This is a genomic window from Saccharothrix hoggarensis (genome assembly GCF_042678885.1).
GTDB classification, from domain to species: domain Bacteria; phylum Actinomycetota; class Actinomycetes; order Mycobacteriales; family Pseudonocardiaceae; genus Actinosynnema; species Actinosynnema hoggarensis.
In genome coordinates this window covers 1-16,022 of record NZ_JBHTLK010000164.1, presented here as the reverse complement: position 1 = coordinate 16,022, position 16,022 = coordinate 1, and the positions used below count along the sequence as shown (strand labels likewise).

Sequence of the window (16,022 nt, the reverse complement as noted above, 5' to 3'; positions counted from 1 at the left end):
GTGCCGCCCGCCCGCGGAATCCCGCCGGGGGGCGTGCCGGGACGGGCGAACCCGCCCGGGGGCGTGCCGTGCCGAGGGCCGGGGCCGTCGAACGGAGCGCGTGCCGAACCACCTGGTGGGGTGTTCGGACGCGCCGGCTGATCCCCGGCGCCGTGCCGCGGTGGGTGCGCACCGCCGTCCGGGTCCTCCCCGGTCGGCCACTGCGGCTCCGCGCCACGATGCCTGTCGTCATGCTGGTCGTTCACGAAATGGCCTCCCAGACCGGCGTGCTCCTGCACGCGGTTCGGTGGTCGTACGCCGCTGCTCCTCGCCGGAGCGGCGCCCGTGGCCGGAGCAGGTTCACTCCGCCGCGGTCCTCCTGCGCGGCTTGCGAGAGTTCAGGCCACGCGTTCCCAGGACGTATGACTGCACCAGGTGGTTCCAACTACATGTGCGGCAAACCTCGACCACGTACACGGTGAACTCCTCGAAGAGGGTCGCCATGCGGGCCAGTTCCTCGCCGGTGCGCGCGGACCCGGCCGCGTGCTTCAGCTCGTCGCCGTAGACCCAGGACACGTGGGTCAGCGGTTCCTTGCGGCAGACCGGGCACGTCACGTCGCTCGGCCGGCCGTGGAACTTCGCAGCTCGCAGCAGGTACGGGCTGGCGTCGCAGACCTCCATCGTGCCCACTCGGCCCGCGTAGACCTCCGCCAGCAGCGCACGGCGCTGCAGGGCGTAGTCCACGACCTGGCGTTGGGTCGACACGACGACCAGAGTACGTGCCGCCCCAACCGCGTCGATGGGCCGTTCAGGGCAGTGCCCCGAAGGCAGGGGTCGATGTGTGCCACGTGACACTTCACCGGCATGCGCGGATGTATCGCACCGATATACTGACCACACCCATCGGCCTCACCTGAGCGGGGAGGTGCTCCGTGCTGGAGTTCGCGATCCTCGGCCTGCTGCACGAAGCACCCATGCACGGCTATGAGCTGCGCAAGCGCTTGCACGAGCTGCTGGGGGCGTTTCGAGCGTTCTCCTACGGAACGCTGTACCCCACGTTGCGCAAGTTGCAACGTGGCGGCCTCATCGTCGAGGAAGTCCCGGAGGACGACTCGGCGCGGTGGGGCCGTCGGGCGCGCAAGGTCTACCGGCTCACCGCCGAGGGCAAGGAGAGGTTCGCCGAACTGCTGGTCAACGCCGGACCCCAGACGTGGGACGACGACTCGTTCGGCGTCCACCTCGCGTTCTTCTCCCGAACCCCCGCCGAGATCAGGATGCGCATCCTCGAGGGCCGCAGGCGGCGCGTCGAGGAACGCCGTGAAGGGCTGCGCACCTCGTTATCGGCGACGAGCGAGCGCATCGACCGGTACACCCGGGAACTGCACCGGCTCGGGCTGGAGAGCACCGAGCGCGAGGTGCGGTGGTTGAACGAGCTGATCGCCCACGAACAGGCCGAACAGCGCGAGCGGGACCAATGAACCCCCGGAACAAGCACGGAAGAACAGAAGGAGGACTCGGCATGGGCGACAACCGCCGCACCGTTCGAGTGGCCATTGTCGGGGTCGGCAACTGCGCGGCGTCGCTGGTGCAGGGCGTCCACTACTACCGCGATGCCGATCCGAGCACCCGCGTGCCCGGTCTGATGCACGTCCGCTTCGGCGACTACCACGTCAGCGACATCGAGTTCGTCGCCGCGTTCGACGTGGACGCCAAGAAGGTCGGCACCGACCTGTCCGAGGCCATCGGCGCGAGCGAGAACAACACGATCAAGATCGCCGACGTGCCGCCGCTCGGCGTCACCGTGCAGCGCGGGCACACCCTCGACGGGCTCGGCCGGTTCTACCGGGAGACCATCGAGGAGTCCGACGAGCAGCCGGTCGACGTGGCGCAGGCGCTGCGCGACGCGTCCGTGGACGTCCTCGTGTCCTACCTCCCGGTGGGCTCCGAGGAGGCGGACCGCTTCTACGCGCAGGCCGCCATCGACGCGGGTGTGGCGTTCGTCAACGCGCTGCCCGTGTTCATCGCGTCCGACCCGGAGTGGGCCGAGAAGTTCCGCGCGGCCGGCGTGCCGATCGTCGGCGACGACATCAAGTCGCAGGTCGGCGCCACCATCACGCACCGCGTGCTGGCGAAGCTCTTCGAGGACCGCGGCGTGCAGCTCGACCGCACGATGCAGCTCAACGTGGGCGGGAACATGGACTTCCTGAACATGAAGGAGCTGGAGCGGCTGGAGTCCAAGAAGGTCTCCAAGACGCAGGCCGTGACGTCGCAGGTGGACCGCGACCTCGGCAAGCGCAACGTCCACATCGGCCCGTCGGACTACGTGGCGTGGCTGGACGACCGCAAGTGGGCGTACGTGCGGCTGGAGGGTCGCGCGTTCGGCGACGTGCCGCTGAACCTGGAGTACAAGCTCGAGGTGTGGGACTCGCCGAACTCGGCGGGCATCATCATCGACGCGGTGCGCGCCGCGAAGATCGCCCTGGACCGGGGCATCGGCGGGCCGATCCTGTCGGCGTCGTCGTACTTCATGAAGTCCCCGCCGGTGCAGTACTCGGACTCCGAGGCGCACGAGGCGGTCGAGGCGTTCATCCGCGGCGACGTGGAGCGCTGACCTCCGGCGAACCCCCTGCACCCGTGCGCGGTGCAGGGGGTTCGCCGTGCGGGGGGTTCGCCGTGCGTCAGCGCTTCGAGAGCCGGAGGGACTGCCACGAGCCGTCGGCCGTCCAGCCGCCGTCCACGGGCAGCGCGACGCCGTTGACGAAGCCGCTGCGCGCCGGGTCGGCGAGGAACGCCACGGCCTGCGCGATGTCGTCCGGTGACGCGAACCGGCCCATCGGCACGTGGTGCGTGATGTCGGTGTCGTCGTAGTGGCCGCCCTCCTGGTCGGCCACGTCCATCTCGGTCTTCACCCAGCCGGGGCACACCGCGTTGACCCGCACCCCGCGCCCGCCCCACTCCACGGCGAGCGTGCGCGTCATGCCGATCAGCCCGTGCTTGGTGGTGTTGTACGCGGCCCGGTCGGCGACACCCTGGAGCCCGGCGACGGACGCGATGTTGACCACCGAGCCCGAGCCGCGGGCCAGCATCACCGGCCCGAGCGCCCGCGTGAGCAGGAACGGGCCGGTCAGGTTGACCGCCAGCACCCGCTGCCACTGCTCCAGCGACGTCTCCTCGAACGGCGTGATCCCCGAGATCCCCGCGTTGTTGACCAGCACGTCGACCCGGTCGCCGACCCGCTCGACCACCCGCGCCACGTCCGCGGGCGACGACACGTCACCCACCACCCCGCCGGGCGTCTCCCGCAGGTCGAACCCGACCACCGCGAACCCGTCACCCCGCAACACCTCGGCGATCCGGGCCCCGATCCCCTGGGCCGCCCCGGTCACCACCGCAACACGCTGTTCCATGCCGCGCACGCTAGGCGTTCCGGCAGAGGACGCACACCTCCCAGTCGAACGGCCGCGACCGCACCTTCTCCAGGTACGCGGCCGCCCGTTCGTGCTTCGGGTCGAAGTGGCGGCCGATGACCAGGCCGGCCACGGTCGCGGCACCGGCCCGCTTCAGCGCCACGGCGGCGGACTGGAGGCTCGCCCCCGTGGTCCACGTGTCGTCCACCAGCAGGACCGAGCGCCCGGCCACCTCGCCGACGACCTGAACCGTCCCGGGGACGAGGTCGTCGTTGTTCGGCGCGTCCGCGCGCAGGACCGTGGCGAAGCGGTCACGGGTTCGGCCGACCTGACGGCCGAGGATGCCCGCGAGGGGTTCCGGCACCCTGGTGCTCGGCACGCTGGTCACGACGTCGAACCGCTCGACGTCGGCGGCTCTCGCCAGGCAGTCCTCGTGCCGGCTCAGGAAGGCGGCCAGGACGAGCGCGAGGCCGTTGGTGAAGTCCCGACGCTCCTTGTCCACGTCGCTGTTCTTGTAGCGCCACAGCTCGCGCGCGAGCTGATCGCCCTTGATGGCGATCGAGATGGGCACCACCACGTCGGCTACCTCGCCGCGGAAACCGGCGCGGTGGCGGTTGCAGTGGTAGCAGCGGACGAACTGGTCCGTGTTCCGCCGGCAGACCAGGCAGATCGACCGGTCGACCGCCGGGGGTGGCACCAGGACGTTGCTGTACCGCTCCTGGAGGCGGCTGTGCGCCCTCACGTCAGAAGTCGATCAGCTCGGGAAGCTCCGCCGTCAGCTCGTCCAGGACCTTCAGGAGGTGGTCGGGCCCTTCGAGCACCGTCGTGTTCGGGCGGCGGGACGTCTCCTTGCCCCACTTCGTGCCTTCGACCACCTCGGGCAGGAGGAAGACGTGCCGGCCCTGTTCCAGCGCCACGCGGGCCTGGATGCGGGTTCCGCTGTGCTCGCCGGCCTCCACCACCACCGTGGCGACACCGCAGCCGCTCATCACGGCGTTCCGCATCGGGAAGTGGTGCTTCGCCGGACGGGCGTCGGGCCAGAACTGGGACACCACGGCGCCCCGGAGGCCGATCTCCGCCTGCAGGTCCCGGTTCGTCGCCGGGTAGCAGTGCCTCAGCCCGGTCCCGACCACGGCGACGGTCCGGCCGCCCGCGTCGAGGGCGGCACGGTGCGCTGCCGCGTCAACGCCGGCGGCGAGGCCGCTGAGCACCGTCACGCCGTGCCCGGCGAGTGTCGTGGCGACCTCGCGTGCGACGTGGAGACCGCGTGAACTCGGGTTCCGGCTGCCGACGACGGCGACCGCGCGCTCGTCGGCCGGTGACAGCGCGCCCCGCACGGTCAGGAACGGCGGCCGTTGGTGGACCATGAGCAGCCGTACCGGGTAGTCGTCGTCGAGCAGGGTGACCAGCCGGATGCCCTCCGCGGCCCACGCCTCGATCTCGCGCTCGACCTCGTCGAGCTCCGCCGAGTGGTCGACGTCGGCGTGGTCGAGGGTCGGCTGGTCCGGGGTGAGCAACGCGTCGAGGACCGCGAGCGCCGAGGCCGCGTCCTCGATCTGGCCGGACACCTCCGTCCACGCCCGCCCGCTGGTCCGGAGCGCGAGCAGGAGCGCCGCCTGTTCGCGTCGCGTCGTCATCGGCTCATCCTATCGAACACCTGTTCGATCCAGTAGATCGTTCACCCGGACGGGTAGAGGCTATAGCGCGGCGGGCAGGGCTGACAGCGCGGGCAGGACGGTGACCTGGGCCAACACCTCCGGGTCCGGGGGGAAGTGGGGGTTCGGGACGGCGTACACCGTCATGCCGGCGGCCAGGGCGGAGCGCAGGCCGTTGGTCGAGTCCTCCACGGCGGCGCAGCGGGACGGGTCGGCGCCCAGCTTGGACGCGGCCAGGAGGTAGACGTCGGGCGCGGGCTTGCCGGCGGCCGTCTGCTCGCTCGACAGCGCGACCGGGACGACGTCGGTCAGGTCGGTCGCCGCCAGGAACGACTTGATCAGCACCGGCGGTGACGAGCTGGCGATCGCCACGGGGTAGCGGGACGCGACCTCGCGGACCACGGCCACCGCGTCGGGCAGCACGGGCGGGCCGTCGGCGTACCGCTCGGCCATCTCCCCGATGACGCCGGACGCGACCTCGGCCGGGGTGAGGCGGACGCCCACCTCGGTCACCAGGTACGTCGCCCACTCGGGTGTGCTCATGCCCTGCATCGCCCGGGTCGACGCGGGCAGCCACGTGCCGCCGTGCCGGGCCGCGAACGCCCGCCGCACCTCGTCCCACATCCGCTCGGAGTCCACCAGCACGCCGTCGAGGTCGAACACCACCGCTTCCACACCCCGACCGTAGTGTGAGCCCACCTGCCCCGCCCTCCTCGCGTCGAATCGGTGAGGATGGCGAAGTGAATCTCCGCGGTGAAGAATTGATGGTTAACAACAGGTGAACGCCGGCATACGGTCGGTCGGTCTTCCGTACTGACCGTAGGAGGCGTTCGAGTTGGTGCGACACCTACCCCTGCTGGCCAACCACTCCCCCGGACGCGCGGCGGTGACCTGCGAGTACCGCTGCGGCGACGCGTGCTTCCACGACGTGCCCAACACCTCGGGCAACCCCTACTTCGGCGACCTCGTCACCCGGCGCACGGCGATCAAGGCCGGTGTGGTCGTCGCGGCCCTGGGCGGCGCGGCGGCGACCGGCGCGGCGACCGCCGAAGCCGCGCACGCCGAACCCGAACCCGCGCCCGAACCGGCTCACGCCGACGCGTCACCCCCGGGACTGGACTTCCGGCCCGTCGAGCCGAACACGCTGGACGCCGTCGTCGTCCCCGAGGGCTACCGCCACGAGGTCGTGATCCGCTGGGGCGACCCGATCTTCCCCGGCGCGCCGCGGTTCGACTTCGACCACCAGACGGCCGCCGCGCAGGCCCGCCAGTTCGGCTTCAACTGCGACTTCGCCGCGCTGCTGCCGCTGGACGCGACGGGCCGCACCAGCCTGCTCGTGACGAACCACGAGTACACCAGCGAACCGTTCATGTTCAAGAACTACGACCCGGAGCACCCCACCCGGGAACAGGTGGAGATCGCCTGGGCCGCGCACGGCCTGTCCGTCGTCCAGGTCCACCAGCACCGCGACGGCCGCCTCAGCACCCGCTTCTCCCGCTACAACCGCCGCATCACGGCCACCACGCCGTTCCGGCTCACGGGCCCGGCCGCGGGCTCCGACCTGCTCAAGACGTCCGCCGACCCCACCGGCACGATGGTGCTGGGCACGCTGAACAACTGCGCGGGCGGCGTGACGCCGTGGGGCACGATCCTGTCCGGCGAGGAGAACTTCAACCAGTACTTCGGCAACGCCGCCGCGCGCAGCGACCCGCGCCTCGCCCGCTACGGCATGACCGGCACGGCCACCACCCGCAAGTGGGAGCGGTTCGACCGGCGCTTCGACCTGGCCCGCGAGCCCAACGAGGCCAACCGGTTCGGCTACGTCGTCGAACTCGACCCGACCGACCCCGACTCCACCCCGGTCAAGCACACCGCCCTCGGCCGGCTCAAGCACGAGTGCGCCAACGTGCGCGTCGCGCCGGACGGCCGCGTGGTCGCGTACTCGGGCGACGACGAGCGGTTCGAGTACGTCTACAAGTTCATCTCCACCGGCAAGGTCCGCCCCGGCGACAGCCGTGCCGCCCGGCGGCACAACATGACCCTGCTGGACGACGGCAGGCTGTACGTCGCCCGGTTCACCGGCGACAGCCCGCCGGCCGAGGTCGACGGCTCGGGCAGGCTGCCGTCGGACGGGCGGTTCGACGGCCACGGCGAGTGGATCCCGCTGGCGAGCGGCGACCGGTCGTTCGTGCCGGGCATGACGGCCGAGGAGGTCTACGTCTTCACCCGGCTCGCGGCGGACAAGGTCGGCGCGACGAAGATGGACCGCCCCGAGGACATCGAGACCCACCCGCACACCGGCGTCGTCTACTGCGCGCTCAGCAACAACGTCGACCGCGGCAAGCCGGGCAAGGAAGGCGCGACCGAGCCGAACCCGCGCGTGAACAACAAGCACGGCCAAGTGCTGGAGCTGACCGAGCGCGGCGGCGACGCCCTCGCGCTCACGTTCTCGTGGAACCTCATGCTGGTGTGCGGCGACCCGGCGTCGCCGGACACGTACTTCGCGGGCTACGACAAGACCCGCGTCTCGCCGATCTCCAGCCCGGACAACGTGGCGTTCGACCGGCACGGCAACCTGTGGATCTCCAGCGACTCGGCGGGCGCGCTCAACGGCCTCAACGACGGCCTGTACGCGGTGCCGGTGGCGGGCCGCGAACGCGGTCACCTCAAGGCTTTCCTCACCGTGCCGCGCGGTGCGGAGACGTGCGGGCCGGTGATCGGCGAGCGCGTGGTGACGGTGTGCGTGCAGCACCCGGGCGAGGTGGACGGCGCGAGCGCCGACAACCCGGTGTCGCACTGGCCGGACGGCGGCGACTCGCAGCCGCGCCCGTCGGTCGTGGCGGTGTGGCGGGAGGGCCGGCGGATCGGTGAGTAGGGGCCGACACGCGCTGTGAGCAGGCGGTTCCGGTCGGCGAAAGGTGGAGGTGTTCGCCCGCCGTTCACCTCGAAGTCCGCTGGCGGAGGGGTTGCACTCCTACGGTCGCCCAGTTCCCACTGAGCGATCTCGGAGGTCCGTGTGTCCTCATCCACCGATCGGGGCCGTCGCCTGCTGCCCCTGTTGCCCAACCACCCCCTCGGGCGTTCGGCGATCACCTGCAAGTACCGCTGCGGCGACGCCTGCGCGCACGAAGCCCCGAACACGTCCGGCAACGCCTACTTCGGTGACGTCGTCGGCGAGGTCGTGCGCCGGCGTGGCCTGCTGAAGGCGGGCGCGGTGCTGGCCGTCGCGGGCGCGGGTGTCGGGCTGGTCGGTGCCGGCGCCGCCGTCGCGAAGCCCGACGCCGACGTCGACCTGGGCGGCGGGCGCCGCAAGGACGGCCTGAACTTCACCGCCGTCGCGCCCAACACCGAGGACCGGGTCGTCACGCCCGAGGGCTACGAGCAGGGAATCGTGCTGCGCTGGGGCGACCCGGTGCTGCCCGGCGCGCCCGAGTTCGACTTCGACCGCCAGACCCCGGCGGCGCAGGCGAAGCAGTTCGGCTACAACTGCGACTTCCTCGGCCTGGTCCCGGTCGGCAGGCACGACCAGTGGCTGCTCGTCGCCAACCACGAGTACACGAGCGAGGAGTTCCTGTTCCGGAACTGGGACTCCGCCAACCCCACCCGTGAGCAGACCGAGATCGCGTGGGCCGCGCACGGCGCGTCCGTCGTGCTGGTCGAGCGGGACCGGCGCACCGGCAACCTGGTGCCCAAGGTGGACCGCCGCTACAACCGGCGGCTGACCGCGACGTCCGAGTTCAAGGTCACCGGCCCGGCGGCGGGCTCCGCGCACCTCAAGACGTCCGCCGACCCGACCGGCACGAAGGTGCTGGGCACGCTGAACAACTGCGCGGGCGGCGTCACGCCGTGGGGCACGATCCTGTCCGGCGAGGAGAACTTCAACCAGTACTTCGGCAACGCCGGTTCGGTCACCGACCCGGTGGTGAAGGCGCGGCTGGCCAGGTACGGCCTGTCCGGCGCGGCGTCCACGCGCAAGTGGGAGCGGTTCGACAAGCGCTTCGACGTGGCGCAGGAACCGAACGAGGTCAACCGGTTCGGCTGGGTCGTCGAGATCGACCCGCTCGACCCGGACTCGACCCCGGTCAAGCACACCGCGCTCGGCCGCTTCAAGCACGAGGGCGCGAACGTGATCATCGCCCGCGACGGCCGCGTGGTCGCGTACATGGGCGACGACGAGCGCTTCGACTACATGTACAAGTTCGTGTCCGACGAGAAGTTCAAGCCGGGCAACAGCAAGCACGCGCGTGAGCACAACAAGAAGCTCCTCGACCGCGGCACGCTCTACGTCGCCCGGTTCACCGGCGACAGCCCGGCCGCCGAGATCGACGGCTCCGGCAAGCTGCCCGCGGACGGCGAGTTCGACGGCACCGGCGAGTGGATCGCGCTGGCGAGCGGCGACCGGTCGTTCGTGCCCGGCTTCACCGCCGAGGAGGTCTACGTCTTCACCCGCCTCGCGGCGGACAAGGTCGGCGCGACCAAGATGGACCGGCCGGAGGACGTCGAGCCGAACCCGCGCAACCGCCGGGTGTACGCGGCGCTGACCAACAACACCGACCGCGGCAAGGCGGGCAAGGAAGGCGCGACCGAGCCGAACCCGCGCCTCAACAACCGGCACGGGCACGTGCTCGAGCTGGAGGAGCGGCGCGGCGACAACACCGCGACGTCGTTCTCGTGGAAGCTGATGCTGGTGTGCGGCGACCCGACGTCGCCCGACACCTACTTCGGCGGCTACGACAAGACGCAGGTCTCGCCGATCTCGTGCCCGGACAACGTGGCGTTCGACGCCCGGGGCAACCTGTGGATCTCCACCGACGGCAACGCCCTGAAGTCCAACGACGGCCTGTTCGCCGTGCCGGTGGAGGGCGAGTTCCGCGGCCGGGTGAAGCAGTTCCTCACCGTGCCGAAGGGCGCGGAGACGTGCGGCCCGGTCATCGAGGACGACTTCGTGCTCGTCGCCGTGCAGCACCCCGGTGAGATCGACGGCGCGTCGGCGTCGAACCCGCTGTCGCACTGGCCGGACGGCGGCGCCTCGCAGCCCCGCCCGTCGGTCGTGGCGGTGTGGAAGAAGGACAAGGGCCGCATCTGCGGCTGACCCCGGCGGTGGAGGGCCCGCGCCGCGGGCCGGGCCCTCTGCCGAGTTGTCCACAGGCACGGCAGTTGTCCACAGCCGCAGCCTGACGCCGCCCACGTGTCGGTCCTGTGTGGCAGCGTAAAAGCAGGGGTCCCCTCGGCGGGGACGCCTGCGCAGCAGGCTTTCGGCGGTGGTGCCTGCGCAGCACCGCCTGCGCGGCACCGCCCTTCCTCGGTGGCCCGCGGCAGGGGTTGGTTAGGGTCGAGGCATGAGTCGTCCCGTTGCCCTCATCACCGGCGCGTCGCGAGGTATCGGCGCGGCGGTCGCCCGCGTCCTCGCCCCGACGCACGACCTGCTGCTGGGCGGCCGGGACGAGGCGGCGCTGGCAGAGCTTGCCGGGTCGCTGGGCTCCGCCCGGCCGTGGCCGGTGGAGCTGACCGACCCCGGCGCGCTCGCCGCCGCCACCGCCGACCTCACCCGGCTGGACGTCCTCGTGCACAGCGCGGGCATCGCCGAACTCGGCCCGCTCGCCGAGGCCGGCGCCGACGTCTGGCGCCGCACCCTCGACCTCAACGTCGTCGCCGTCGCCGAGCTGACCCGCCTGGTGCTGCCGCTGCTGCGCGCCGCCCGCGGCCACGTCGTGCTGATCAACTCGGGCGCCGGGCTGCGCGCCAACGCCGACTGGGGCGTGTACGCGGCGAGCAAGTTCGCCCTCCGCGCCTACGGCGACGTGCTGCGCGCCGAAGAGGAAGACCTCCGCGTCACGTCCGTCCACCCCGGACGCGTGGACACCGACATGCAGCGCGGTGTCCGCGCGCAGCAGAGCGGCGACTACCAGCCGCACCTCTACCTGCACGCGGACTCCGTCGCCCGGGCCGTCGCGACCGCCGTGCACGCGAGCGAGGACGCCCACGTCACCGACGTCGTCGTCCGACCGAGGCCGCGCCCTAGCTCGTGAAGGTGAACCCGCGGTCGGTCGCGAGCCGCGCGAGCTGCCGGTTGCCCACGACCGACGAGTGCGCGGTCGACACGTACACGACCTCACCGTTCGGCCGGTAGCTGTACGCCGTGCGCGACCCCCACTCGCCGACGTGCTCGGTGAACACGACGAGCCCGCCGTCGGCCTGGCGCACCGAGCCGGTGCACGTCGAGAACCCGCACAGCTCGGCGGGCGTTGTCGTGAAGAACCCCGGCGCGTGGATTTGGATGAAGAAGCCCGACGGGCCGCGCGGCGTGCTGAACCGGACGTCGTTGTTGACGTACTGGAGCCCGTCGAACAGTCCCGCCGCCTCGTGGCCCCAGGCGCCGGTCGTCACGTCGGACGCGCCGCGCACGACCAGCGGCACCAACTCCACCTCGCGCGCGGCGAACCGGGCCGTGCGCACCTCCAGCTCCGCCGCCGTCTCGTACACCGGCGTGACGTCCGCCGGAGGCCACGTGAACTCCCCCGACGGCGCGGCGGACGCCGTGCCGGCCAACCCCACCATCGCCGCCAGTGCCAGCACGGCGGTCAACGTCCTGCGAATCATGGTGCGTCCTCCCCTTGGTCGGTCCTCCACAGGAGAAGACGCACGCGCCCCGGTTTCTGTTGCCTAGCGGAGTCGGGCGGACACGGCCCGCACGCCGGCCTGCGCCTCGCGGCGGTCGACGTTCGTGGTCTCGCCGTCGGCCACGACCTGCTTGCCGGCCACCCACACGTCCTTGACCCGCCGGGTGCCCGACGCCCACACCAGGTTGGCCAGCACCTGCTCGTCGGGCGCGTCCAGCCCGGTGGCGAAGGCCGGGTCGTCCACGTCGACGTGCACGACGTCGCCCCACCGGCCGGGCTCCAGCGCGCCGAGGTCGTCGCGGCCCAGCGCCGCCGCGCCGCCCCGCGTGGCCAGCAGCAACGCGTCCGCCGCACGCATCGCCGTGGCGTCCTTCGTCGTCACGCGCGCGAGCAGGGCCGCGAGCCGGGCCTCCTCGAACAGGTCGAGGTCGTCGTTGGACGCGGGACCGTCCGTGCCGAGCCCGACCGGCACGCCGGCGTCCAGGTAGGACCGCAGCGGCGCGATGCCGGACGCCAGCTTGGTGTTCGAGCCGGGGCAGTGCGCGATGCCGACCCGGTGCCGGGCGTAGATCGCCACGTCCTCGGGCGAGAGGTGCACGGAGTGCGCGGACAGCACCCGGCCGCCGAGCACGCCAGCCTGCTCCAGCAGCCGCGGCACGGAGCCGTGCGACTCGCGCTGCGCCACGTCCTCCTCGGGCGACTCGGCGACGTGGATCTGGAGCAGCGCGCCGCGGTCGCGCGCCTCGCCGGCGATCTCGCCCAGCGCCTCGGGCGTGAGGATGTACGCCGAGTGCGGCCCGTAGCTCAGCTCGATCCGCTCGTCCGGCCCGAACCGCAGGCCGTCGGCGTCGATCCAGCGGGTGATCTCGTCGGTCATCGGCCGCCACGGCAGGCCCGGCAGGTCCATGATCGCCGCGCCGAACAGCACCCGCGAGCCGGCGGCCAGCACGGCGTCGGCCAGCTGCTCGCCGTGGAAGTACATCTCGGCGCTCGTGGTGACGCCGTTGCGCAGCATCTCCACCGCGCCGAGCAGCATGCCGACCCGGATGTCCTCGGGCTTCATCTTCGCCTCGGCGGGCCACATCGCCTCGTGCAGCCAGCGCAGCAGCGGCAGGTCGCCGCCCATGCCGCGCAGCAGCACCATCGGGCTGTGCGCGTGCGTGTTCACGAGGCCGGGCAGCAGGATGCCGGTCAACCGGCGGACCTCGCCCGCGAACTCCGGCGCGTGGGCCTCCGGACCGACGTGCGCCACCCGTCCGTCGACGATGTCGACCACGGCGTCGCGGAGGACGGTGCAGGCGGGATCGCAGGGCAGGACGACCGGGGCGTGGAGGCGCAGCGACATGGCCACGATCCTGCCGCACGCGGCCCGATGGCACTCGAACGAGCGACACACGACACGGCGGCACAGGCGTCCCGCGTAACACGAAAAGTGGGTTTCGCCGACTTGAGAGTTGCTCGCGTGCTGGACGGACGTAGCCTCCGGAACGTTGGGATAAGTGGTCTTCCCGCTGATCCGGCGAAGGAGTGCGCGGTGGCTCGGAGCGGTGTCGAGAATGGATCCGGCGAGCGGCGCGGCCGCGGTCTGCCCGCGGTGGCCGTCCTGCGGTCGGAGGACGACTTCACCGATCCGGGCCTGTCCCGGGAACGCCGGTGGCTGGCGTTGTTCCTCCTCGTGCACCTGGTGGACGAGCACGGCCGGATGAGCACCGCGTACCGGCGCGTCCTGAAGCGGGCGGCGCGCGAGCCGGGGCACTGGGCCCAGGGCCGGTCGCTGGGCGCGGTGCGGGCGGAGGTGAGCCGCTGGATCGGCGCGAACGCGCGGGCCGACTCCCGGCCGCCGTGGAACCGGATCGCCGACGTGGTCGACGCCGCCGTGCACCCGAGGTTCGCGCCGGGCGTCCGGGCGACGGCCCGGTACCTGTACGCCCTCGCCACCGGCGAGCCGGCCGACGAGGCGCACCGGCCGCACTGGCTGCACCCGGCCGCGGGCACGGTCACGACGTCGCTGATCGGCGGCCCGGAGTGGGCGGCCAAGCACAGCCTGCCCCTGGCGGTACCCGAACCCCGCCCGCCCGAGCCCGCCACCAAGCCGGCAGCCAAGCCCGGTGCCGAGCCCGCAGCCGAGCCCGCAGCCGGCCTCGCCGCCGAGCCCACCGCCATGCCTGCGGCCGGGCTCGCCGCCAAGCCCGCCACGGAGCCGGCCGCCCCCCTCGCCGCCGCGCCCGCCGTGGAGGACGCCGTGGAGGACGCCGAGGAGGATGGGGCGTTCGACCCGGAGTGGAGCGCCTACAACCTGCTGTGGACGGTGGTCCGGGCGCACCGCGACGCCCAGCACCGGATCGCCCTGCTGGAGCACCAGGTCCGCGAGCTGCACGAGGAGAACGCCCGGCTCTCCGGCGACGTCACCTCGTGGCTCGGCGGGTACCGGCCCGCCATCCCGGACCAGGAGCGGTCGGCCCGCGAGCCGCGCCCGGTCGCGGACCGCCACCTGGCCGCGGCGGACCCGCCGGCGCCGGACGCACCGGCCGACCCCGTGGCGGCGGACCCCGGGCAGGTCTTCACCTACCCACTGCCGGCGGAACTGCCCGCGGCGCGCGTCACGAGCTGACCGCGCGGCCACCCGCACGTCACCCCGCACGTCACCCCCGCACGTCATTCCCGCAGGTCACACCCGCACGTCACATCCGCACGTCACTCCGCCACCGGCAGCGCGGCCCGCACCTCCCAGCCGCCACCGCCGCGCGGACCGGCGCTGAACCGCCCGCCGAGCAGTTCGACGCGCTCCCGCATGCCGACCAGCCCGTACCCGCCGGTGCCACCGACCGGCGACGCCTTCTGCGCCCGCCCGTCATCGGCCACGACCACGTGCACCACCCCGTCGGACACCACCACCGAGACGTCCACGGAGGACACCCCGTCGGCGTGCTTGCGGGCGTTGGTCAACGACTCCTGCACCAGCCGCAGCACCGAGCGCCCCAACGACGGCGGCACGGACACGGGCAGGTCGAGGTGCAGCCGCACCGGCTGGCCGGACCGCTCCACCACCCCGCGCACGTCGTCGGCCAGGTCGCTGCTCGCGCTCGGCGCGTCGGCGTCGCCCTCCGCGTCGGCCCCGCGCAGCGTCCCCACCAGCCGCCGCATCTCGGTCAACGCCTCGTGCCCGCTGCGCACGATGATCGGCAGCGCCTCGGGCGCGGCGGACGGCACGGCCTGCGCCGCCTGCGCGTGCACCACCATCCCGGTCACGTAGTGCGCCACCACGTCGTGCAGCTCGCGCGCCAACGCCATGCGCTCGGCGTGCTGCGCCGCCGCGACCTCGGCCCGCACGGCGGTCGCGCGCTCCCGGTCGCGGGCCCGGAAGTACAGGCCGGTGCCGACCGACAGCACCAGCAGCACCGAGCCGCCGATCACGTGCTGCCACGGTCCCGGCCCGTCGTACTCCGGCCAGTACCGGGACCAGTAGTCCGGCCGCATGAAGTCCGTCAGCGCGGACACGGCGACCAGCAGCGCCACCGCGAGCACCGCCCGCACGAGCGGCGCGTGGCGGACGACCGTCGCGATGACCGCCATCACGGCCGCGGTCTCGGACACCACCAGGGCGCCGATCAGCGGCACCTTGGGCGCGGAGTCGACCACGAGCAGGACGACGGACGTCGCGGCCACGGCGGTGGCGGCGGCCAGCGTGGCGTCGAACGGCCGGCGGGGCGCGAGCACGGCCAGCGCGCACACCACGGCCGTGCCGGGGAACTGCCACCAGTTCGCGTCGCCGATCAGCTCGCTGCCGAGGAGGAAGAGGAGGGCGCACGCAAGCGGCCACTGGCGGCGGAGCAGGGGCCGCCACCCGAGGTGAGTGCTCTCCACGACACGTCACGGTAGGTGCTCGGGGCGGATCGTGCGTCCACCTCCGGTCGGGTGGGGTGTCCACCGCCAGGCTGACCCGAACGCCACTCAAAACACACCAGTGGCCGATGTCGGATGACGAATCCGGGGGTGACTCTGGTGAAGGGAGTCGGGGAACGGAGGAACACCATGTTCGGAGTGGTCGCGACGTGGGCGGGCGCCGTGCTGGGTCTGCTGGTGCTGGTCCTGATGGCGTTGGCGGGCGTGCTGGTGGACTCGCAGCGCTGACGGGTGTCGGCGCTGACGGTGTCGGCGCCGGCAGGGCCGCGGCCGGCGGGGTCAGCGGCTGATGGTGCCACCGGCCGGTGGGGTCAGCGGCCGGCGGTGCCAGCGGCCGGCGAGGGTCGGCGGCCGGCGGGGGTCAGCGCTCGGCGTGCCGCCGGAGCAGTTCGGCGAGGCGTCCGGGCGACTGGGGCTGGGTGGTCTCCTCGGGCGCGGGGGCGAAGCGGGGCGGTCCG

Annotated in this window: 14 protein-coding genes; 6 read left to right on the top strand and 8 right to left on the bottom strand. The window is 72.6% G+C overall.

Annotation, left to right across the window (positions count from 1 at the left end; all coding sequences use genetic code 11):
- Nucleotides 1-339: 339 nt before the first annotated feature.
- Complete coding sequence (locus ACFQ3T_RS25620) at nucleotides 340-744, bottom strand: DUF5318 domain-containing protein (protein ID WP_380726686.1); 405 nt, start codon at nucleotides 742-744, stop codon at nucleotides 340-342.
- 167 nt (nucleotides 745-911) lie between these two features.
- Between ACFQ3T_RS25620 and ACFQ3T_RS25615 the strand changes: the two genes are divergently transcribed.
- Both ACFQ3T_RS25615 and ACFQ3T_RS25610 read left to right on the top strand, forming a co-directional pair.
- Nucleotides 912-1,457, top strand: a complete 546-nt coding sequence (locus ACFQ3T_RS25615; protein ID WP_380726684.1) for a PadR family transcriptional regulator — start codon at nucleotides 912-914, stop codon at nucleotides 1,455-1,457.
- A 41-nt stretch (nucleotides 1,458-1,498) separates the two neighbouring features.
- Entirely contained in the window at nucleotides 1,499-2,590 is a 1,092-nt protein-coding gene (locus ACFQ3T_RS25610) for an inositol-3-phosphate synthase (protein WP_366195860.1), read from the top strand.
- 67 nt (nucleotides 2,591-2,657) lie between these two features.
- Here the strand turns inward: ACFQ3T_RS25610 and ACFQ3T_RS25605 are convergent, their stop codons facing one another.
- From ACFQ3T_RS25605 to ACFQ3T_RS25590, 4 genes are read right to left on the bottom strand one after another with little or no spacing between them, the layout of a single operon-like run.
- Nucleotides 2,658-3,386, bottom strand: coding sequence for an SDR family NAD(P)-dependent oxidoreductase (locus ACFQ3T_RS25605; protein ID WP_380726682.1), 729 nt, complete (start codon nucleotides 3,384-3,386; stop codon nucleotides 2,658-2,660).
- A 10-nt stretch (nucleotides 3,387-3,396) separates the two neighbouring features.
- Complete coding sequence (locus ACFQ3T_RS25600) at nucleotides 3,397-4,128, bottom strand: ComF family protein (RefSeq protein ID WP_380726680.1); 732 nt, start codon at nucleotides 4,126-4,128, stop codon at nucleotides 3,397-3,399.
- Nucleotide 4,129: 1 nt separating this feature from the next.
- Nucleotides 4,130-5,023: a DNA-processing protein DprA gene (locus ACFQ3T_RS25595; protein ID WP_380726678.1), complete on the bottom strand. Its 894-nt coding sequence runs from the start codon at nucleotides 5,021-5,023 to the stop codon at nucleotides 4,130-4,132.
- A 60-nt stretch (nucleotides 5,024-5,083) separates the two neighbouring features.
- Nucleotides 5,084-5,716, bottom strand: a complete 633-nt coding sequence (locus ACFQ3T_RS25590; protein WP_380726676.1) for an HAD family hydrolase — start codon at nucleotides 5,714-5,716, stop codon at nucleotides 5,084-5,086.
- Between the two features lie 163 nt (nucleotides 5,717-5,879).
- On the opposite strand from ACFQ3T_RS25590, the gene ACFQ3T_RS25585 reads away from it, so the two are divergent.
- The 3 genes from ACFQ3T_RS25585 (at nucleotide 5,880) to ACFQ3T_RS25575 (ending at nucleotide 11,070) form a co-directional block, all read left to right on the top strand.
- The gene (locus ACFQ3T_RS25585; protein ID WP_380726674.1) at nucleotides 5,880-7,916 is read left to right on the top strand and encodes a PhoX family protein; all 2,037 of its coding nucleotides are present in this window, start codon (nucleotides 5,880-5,882) and stop codon (nucleotides 7,914-7,916) included.
- Between the two features lie 141 nt (nucleotides 7,917-8,057).
- Nucleotides 8,058-10,133 (top strand): PhoX family protein, encoded by a 2,076-nt coding sequence (locus ACFQ3T_RS25580; protein WP_380726672.1) that lies wholly within the window; start codon nucleotides 8,058-8,060, stop codon nucleotides 10,131-10,133.
- A 247-nt stretch (nucleotides 10,134-10,380) separates the two neighbouring features.
- The gene (locus tag ACFQ3T_RS25575) at nucleotides 10,381-11,070 is read left to right on the top strand and encodes an SDR family oxidoreductase (protein ID WP_380726670.1); all 690 of its coding nucleotides are present in this window, start codon (nucleotides 10,381-10,383) and stop codon (nucleotides 11,068-11,070) included.
- Here ACFQ3T_RS25575 and ACFQ3T_RS25570 read toward each other — a convergent pair.
- Both ACFQ3T_RS25570 and ACFQ3T_RS25565 read right to left on the bottom strand, forming a co-directional pair.
- Nucleotides 11,060-11,641: a hypothetical protein gene (locus ACFQ3T_RS25570; protein WP_380726668.1), complete on the bottom strand. Its 582-nt coding sequence runs from the start codon at nucleotides 11,639-11,641 to the stop codon at nucleotides 11,060-11,062. The two genes, ACFQ3T_RS25575 and ACFQ3T_RS25570, sit on opposite strands and share 11 nt — an antisense overlap.
- Nucleotides 11,642-11,704: 63 nt before the next feature.
- Nucleotides 11,705-13,006 (bottom strand): amidohydrolase family protein, encoded by a 1,302-nt coding sequence (locus tag ACFQ3T_RS25565; protein WP_380726666.1) that lies wholly within the window; start codon nucleotides 13,004-13,006, stop codon nucleotides 11,705-11,707.
- Between the two features lie 189 nt (nucleotides 13,007-13,195).
- On the opposite strand from ACFQ3T_RS25565, the gene ACFQ3T_RS25560 reads away from it, so the two are divergent.
- Nucleotides 13,196-14,272 carry a hypothetical protein gene (locus ACFQ3T_RS25560; RefSeq protein ID WP_380726664.1) on the top strand — a complete coding sequence of 359 codons (1,077 nt, stop codon included), beginning with the start codon at nucleotides 13,196-13,198 and terminating at the stop codon, nucleotides 14,270-14,272.
- An 83-nt stretch (nucleotides 14,273-14,355) separates the two neighbouring features.
- On the opposite strand, the gene ACFQ3T_RS25555 is transcribed toward ACFQ3T_RS25560, so the two are convergent.
- Nucleotides 14,356-15,525 (bottom strand): sensor histidine kinase, encoded by a 1,170-nt coding sequence (locus ACFQ3T_RS25555; RefSeq protein WP_380726662.1) that lies wholly within the window; start codon nucleotides 15,523-15,525, stop codon nucleotides 14,356-14,358.
- Nucleotides 15,526-16,022 lie beyond the last annotated feature (497 nt).

Excerpts from the sequence above, each read along its gene's own strand:
- ACFQ3T_RS25610 (WP_366195860.1), top strand. The coding sequence starts at position 1,499 with ATGGGCGACAACCGCCGCACCGTTCGAGTGGCCATTGTCGGGGTCGGC.
- ACFQ3T_RS25605 (WP_380726682.1), bottom strand. The coding sequence starts at position 3,386 with ATGGAACAGCGTGTTGCGGTGGTGACCGGGGCGGCCCAGGGGATCGGG.
- ACFQ3T_RS25595 (WP_380726678.1), bottom strand. The coding sequence starts at position 5,023 with ATGACGACGCGACGCGAACAGGCGGCGCTCCTGCTCGCGCTCCGGACC.
- ACFQ3T_RS25575 (WP_380726670.1), top strand. The coding sequence starts at position 10,381 with ATGAGTCGTCCCGTTGCCCTCATCACCGGCGCGTCGCGAGGTATCGGC.
- ACFQ3T_RS25570 (WP_380726668.1), bottom strand. The coding sequence starts at position 11,641 with ATGATTCGCAGGACGTTGACCGCCGTGCTGGCACTGGCGGCGATGGTG.
- ACFQ3T_RS25565 (WP_380726666.1), bottom strand. The coding sequence starts at position 13,006 with ATGTCGCTGCGCCTCCACGCCCCGGTCGTCCTGCCCTGCGATCCCGCC.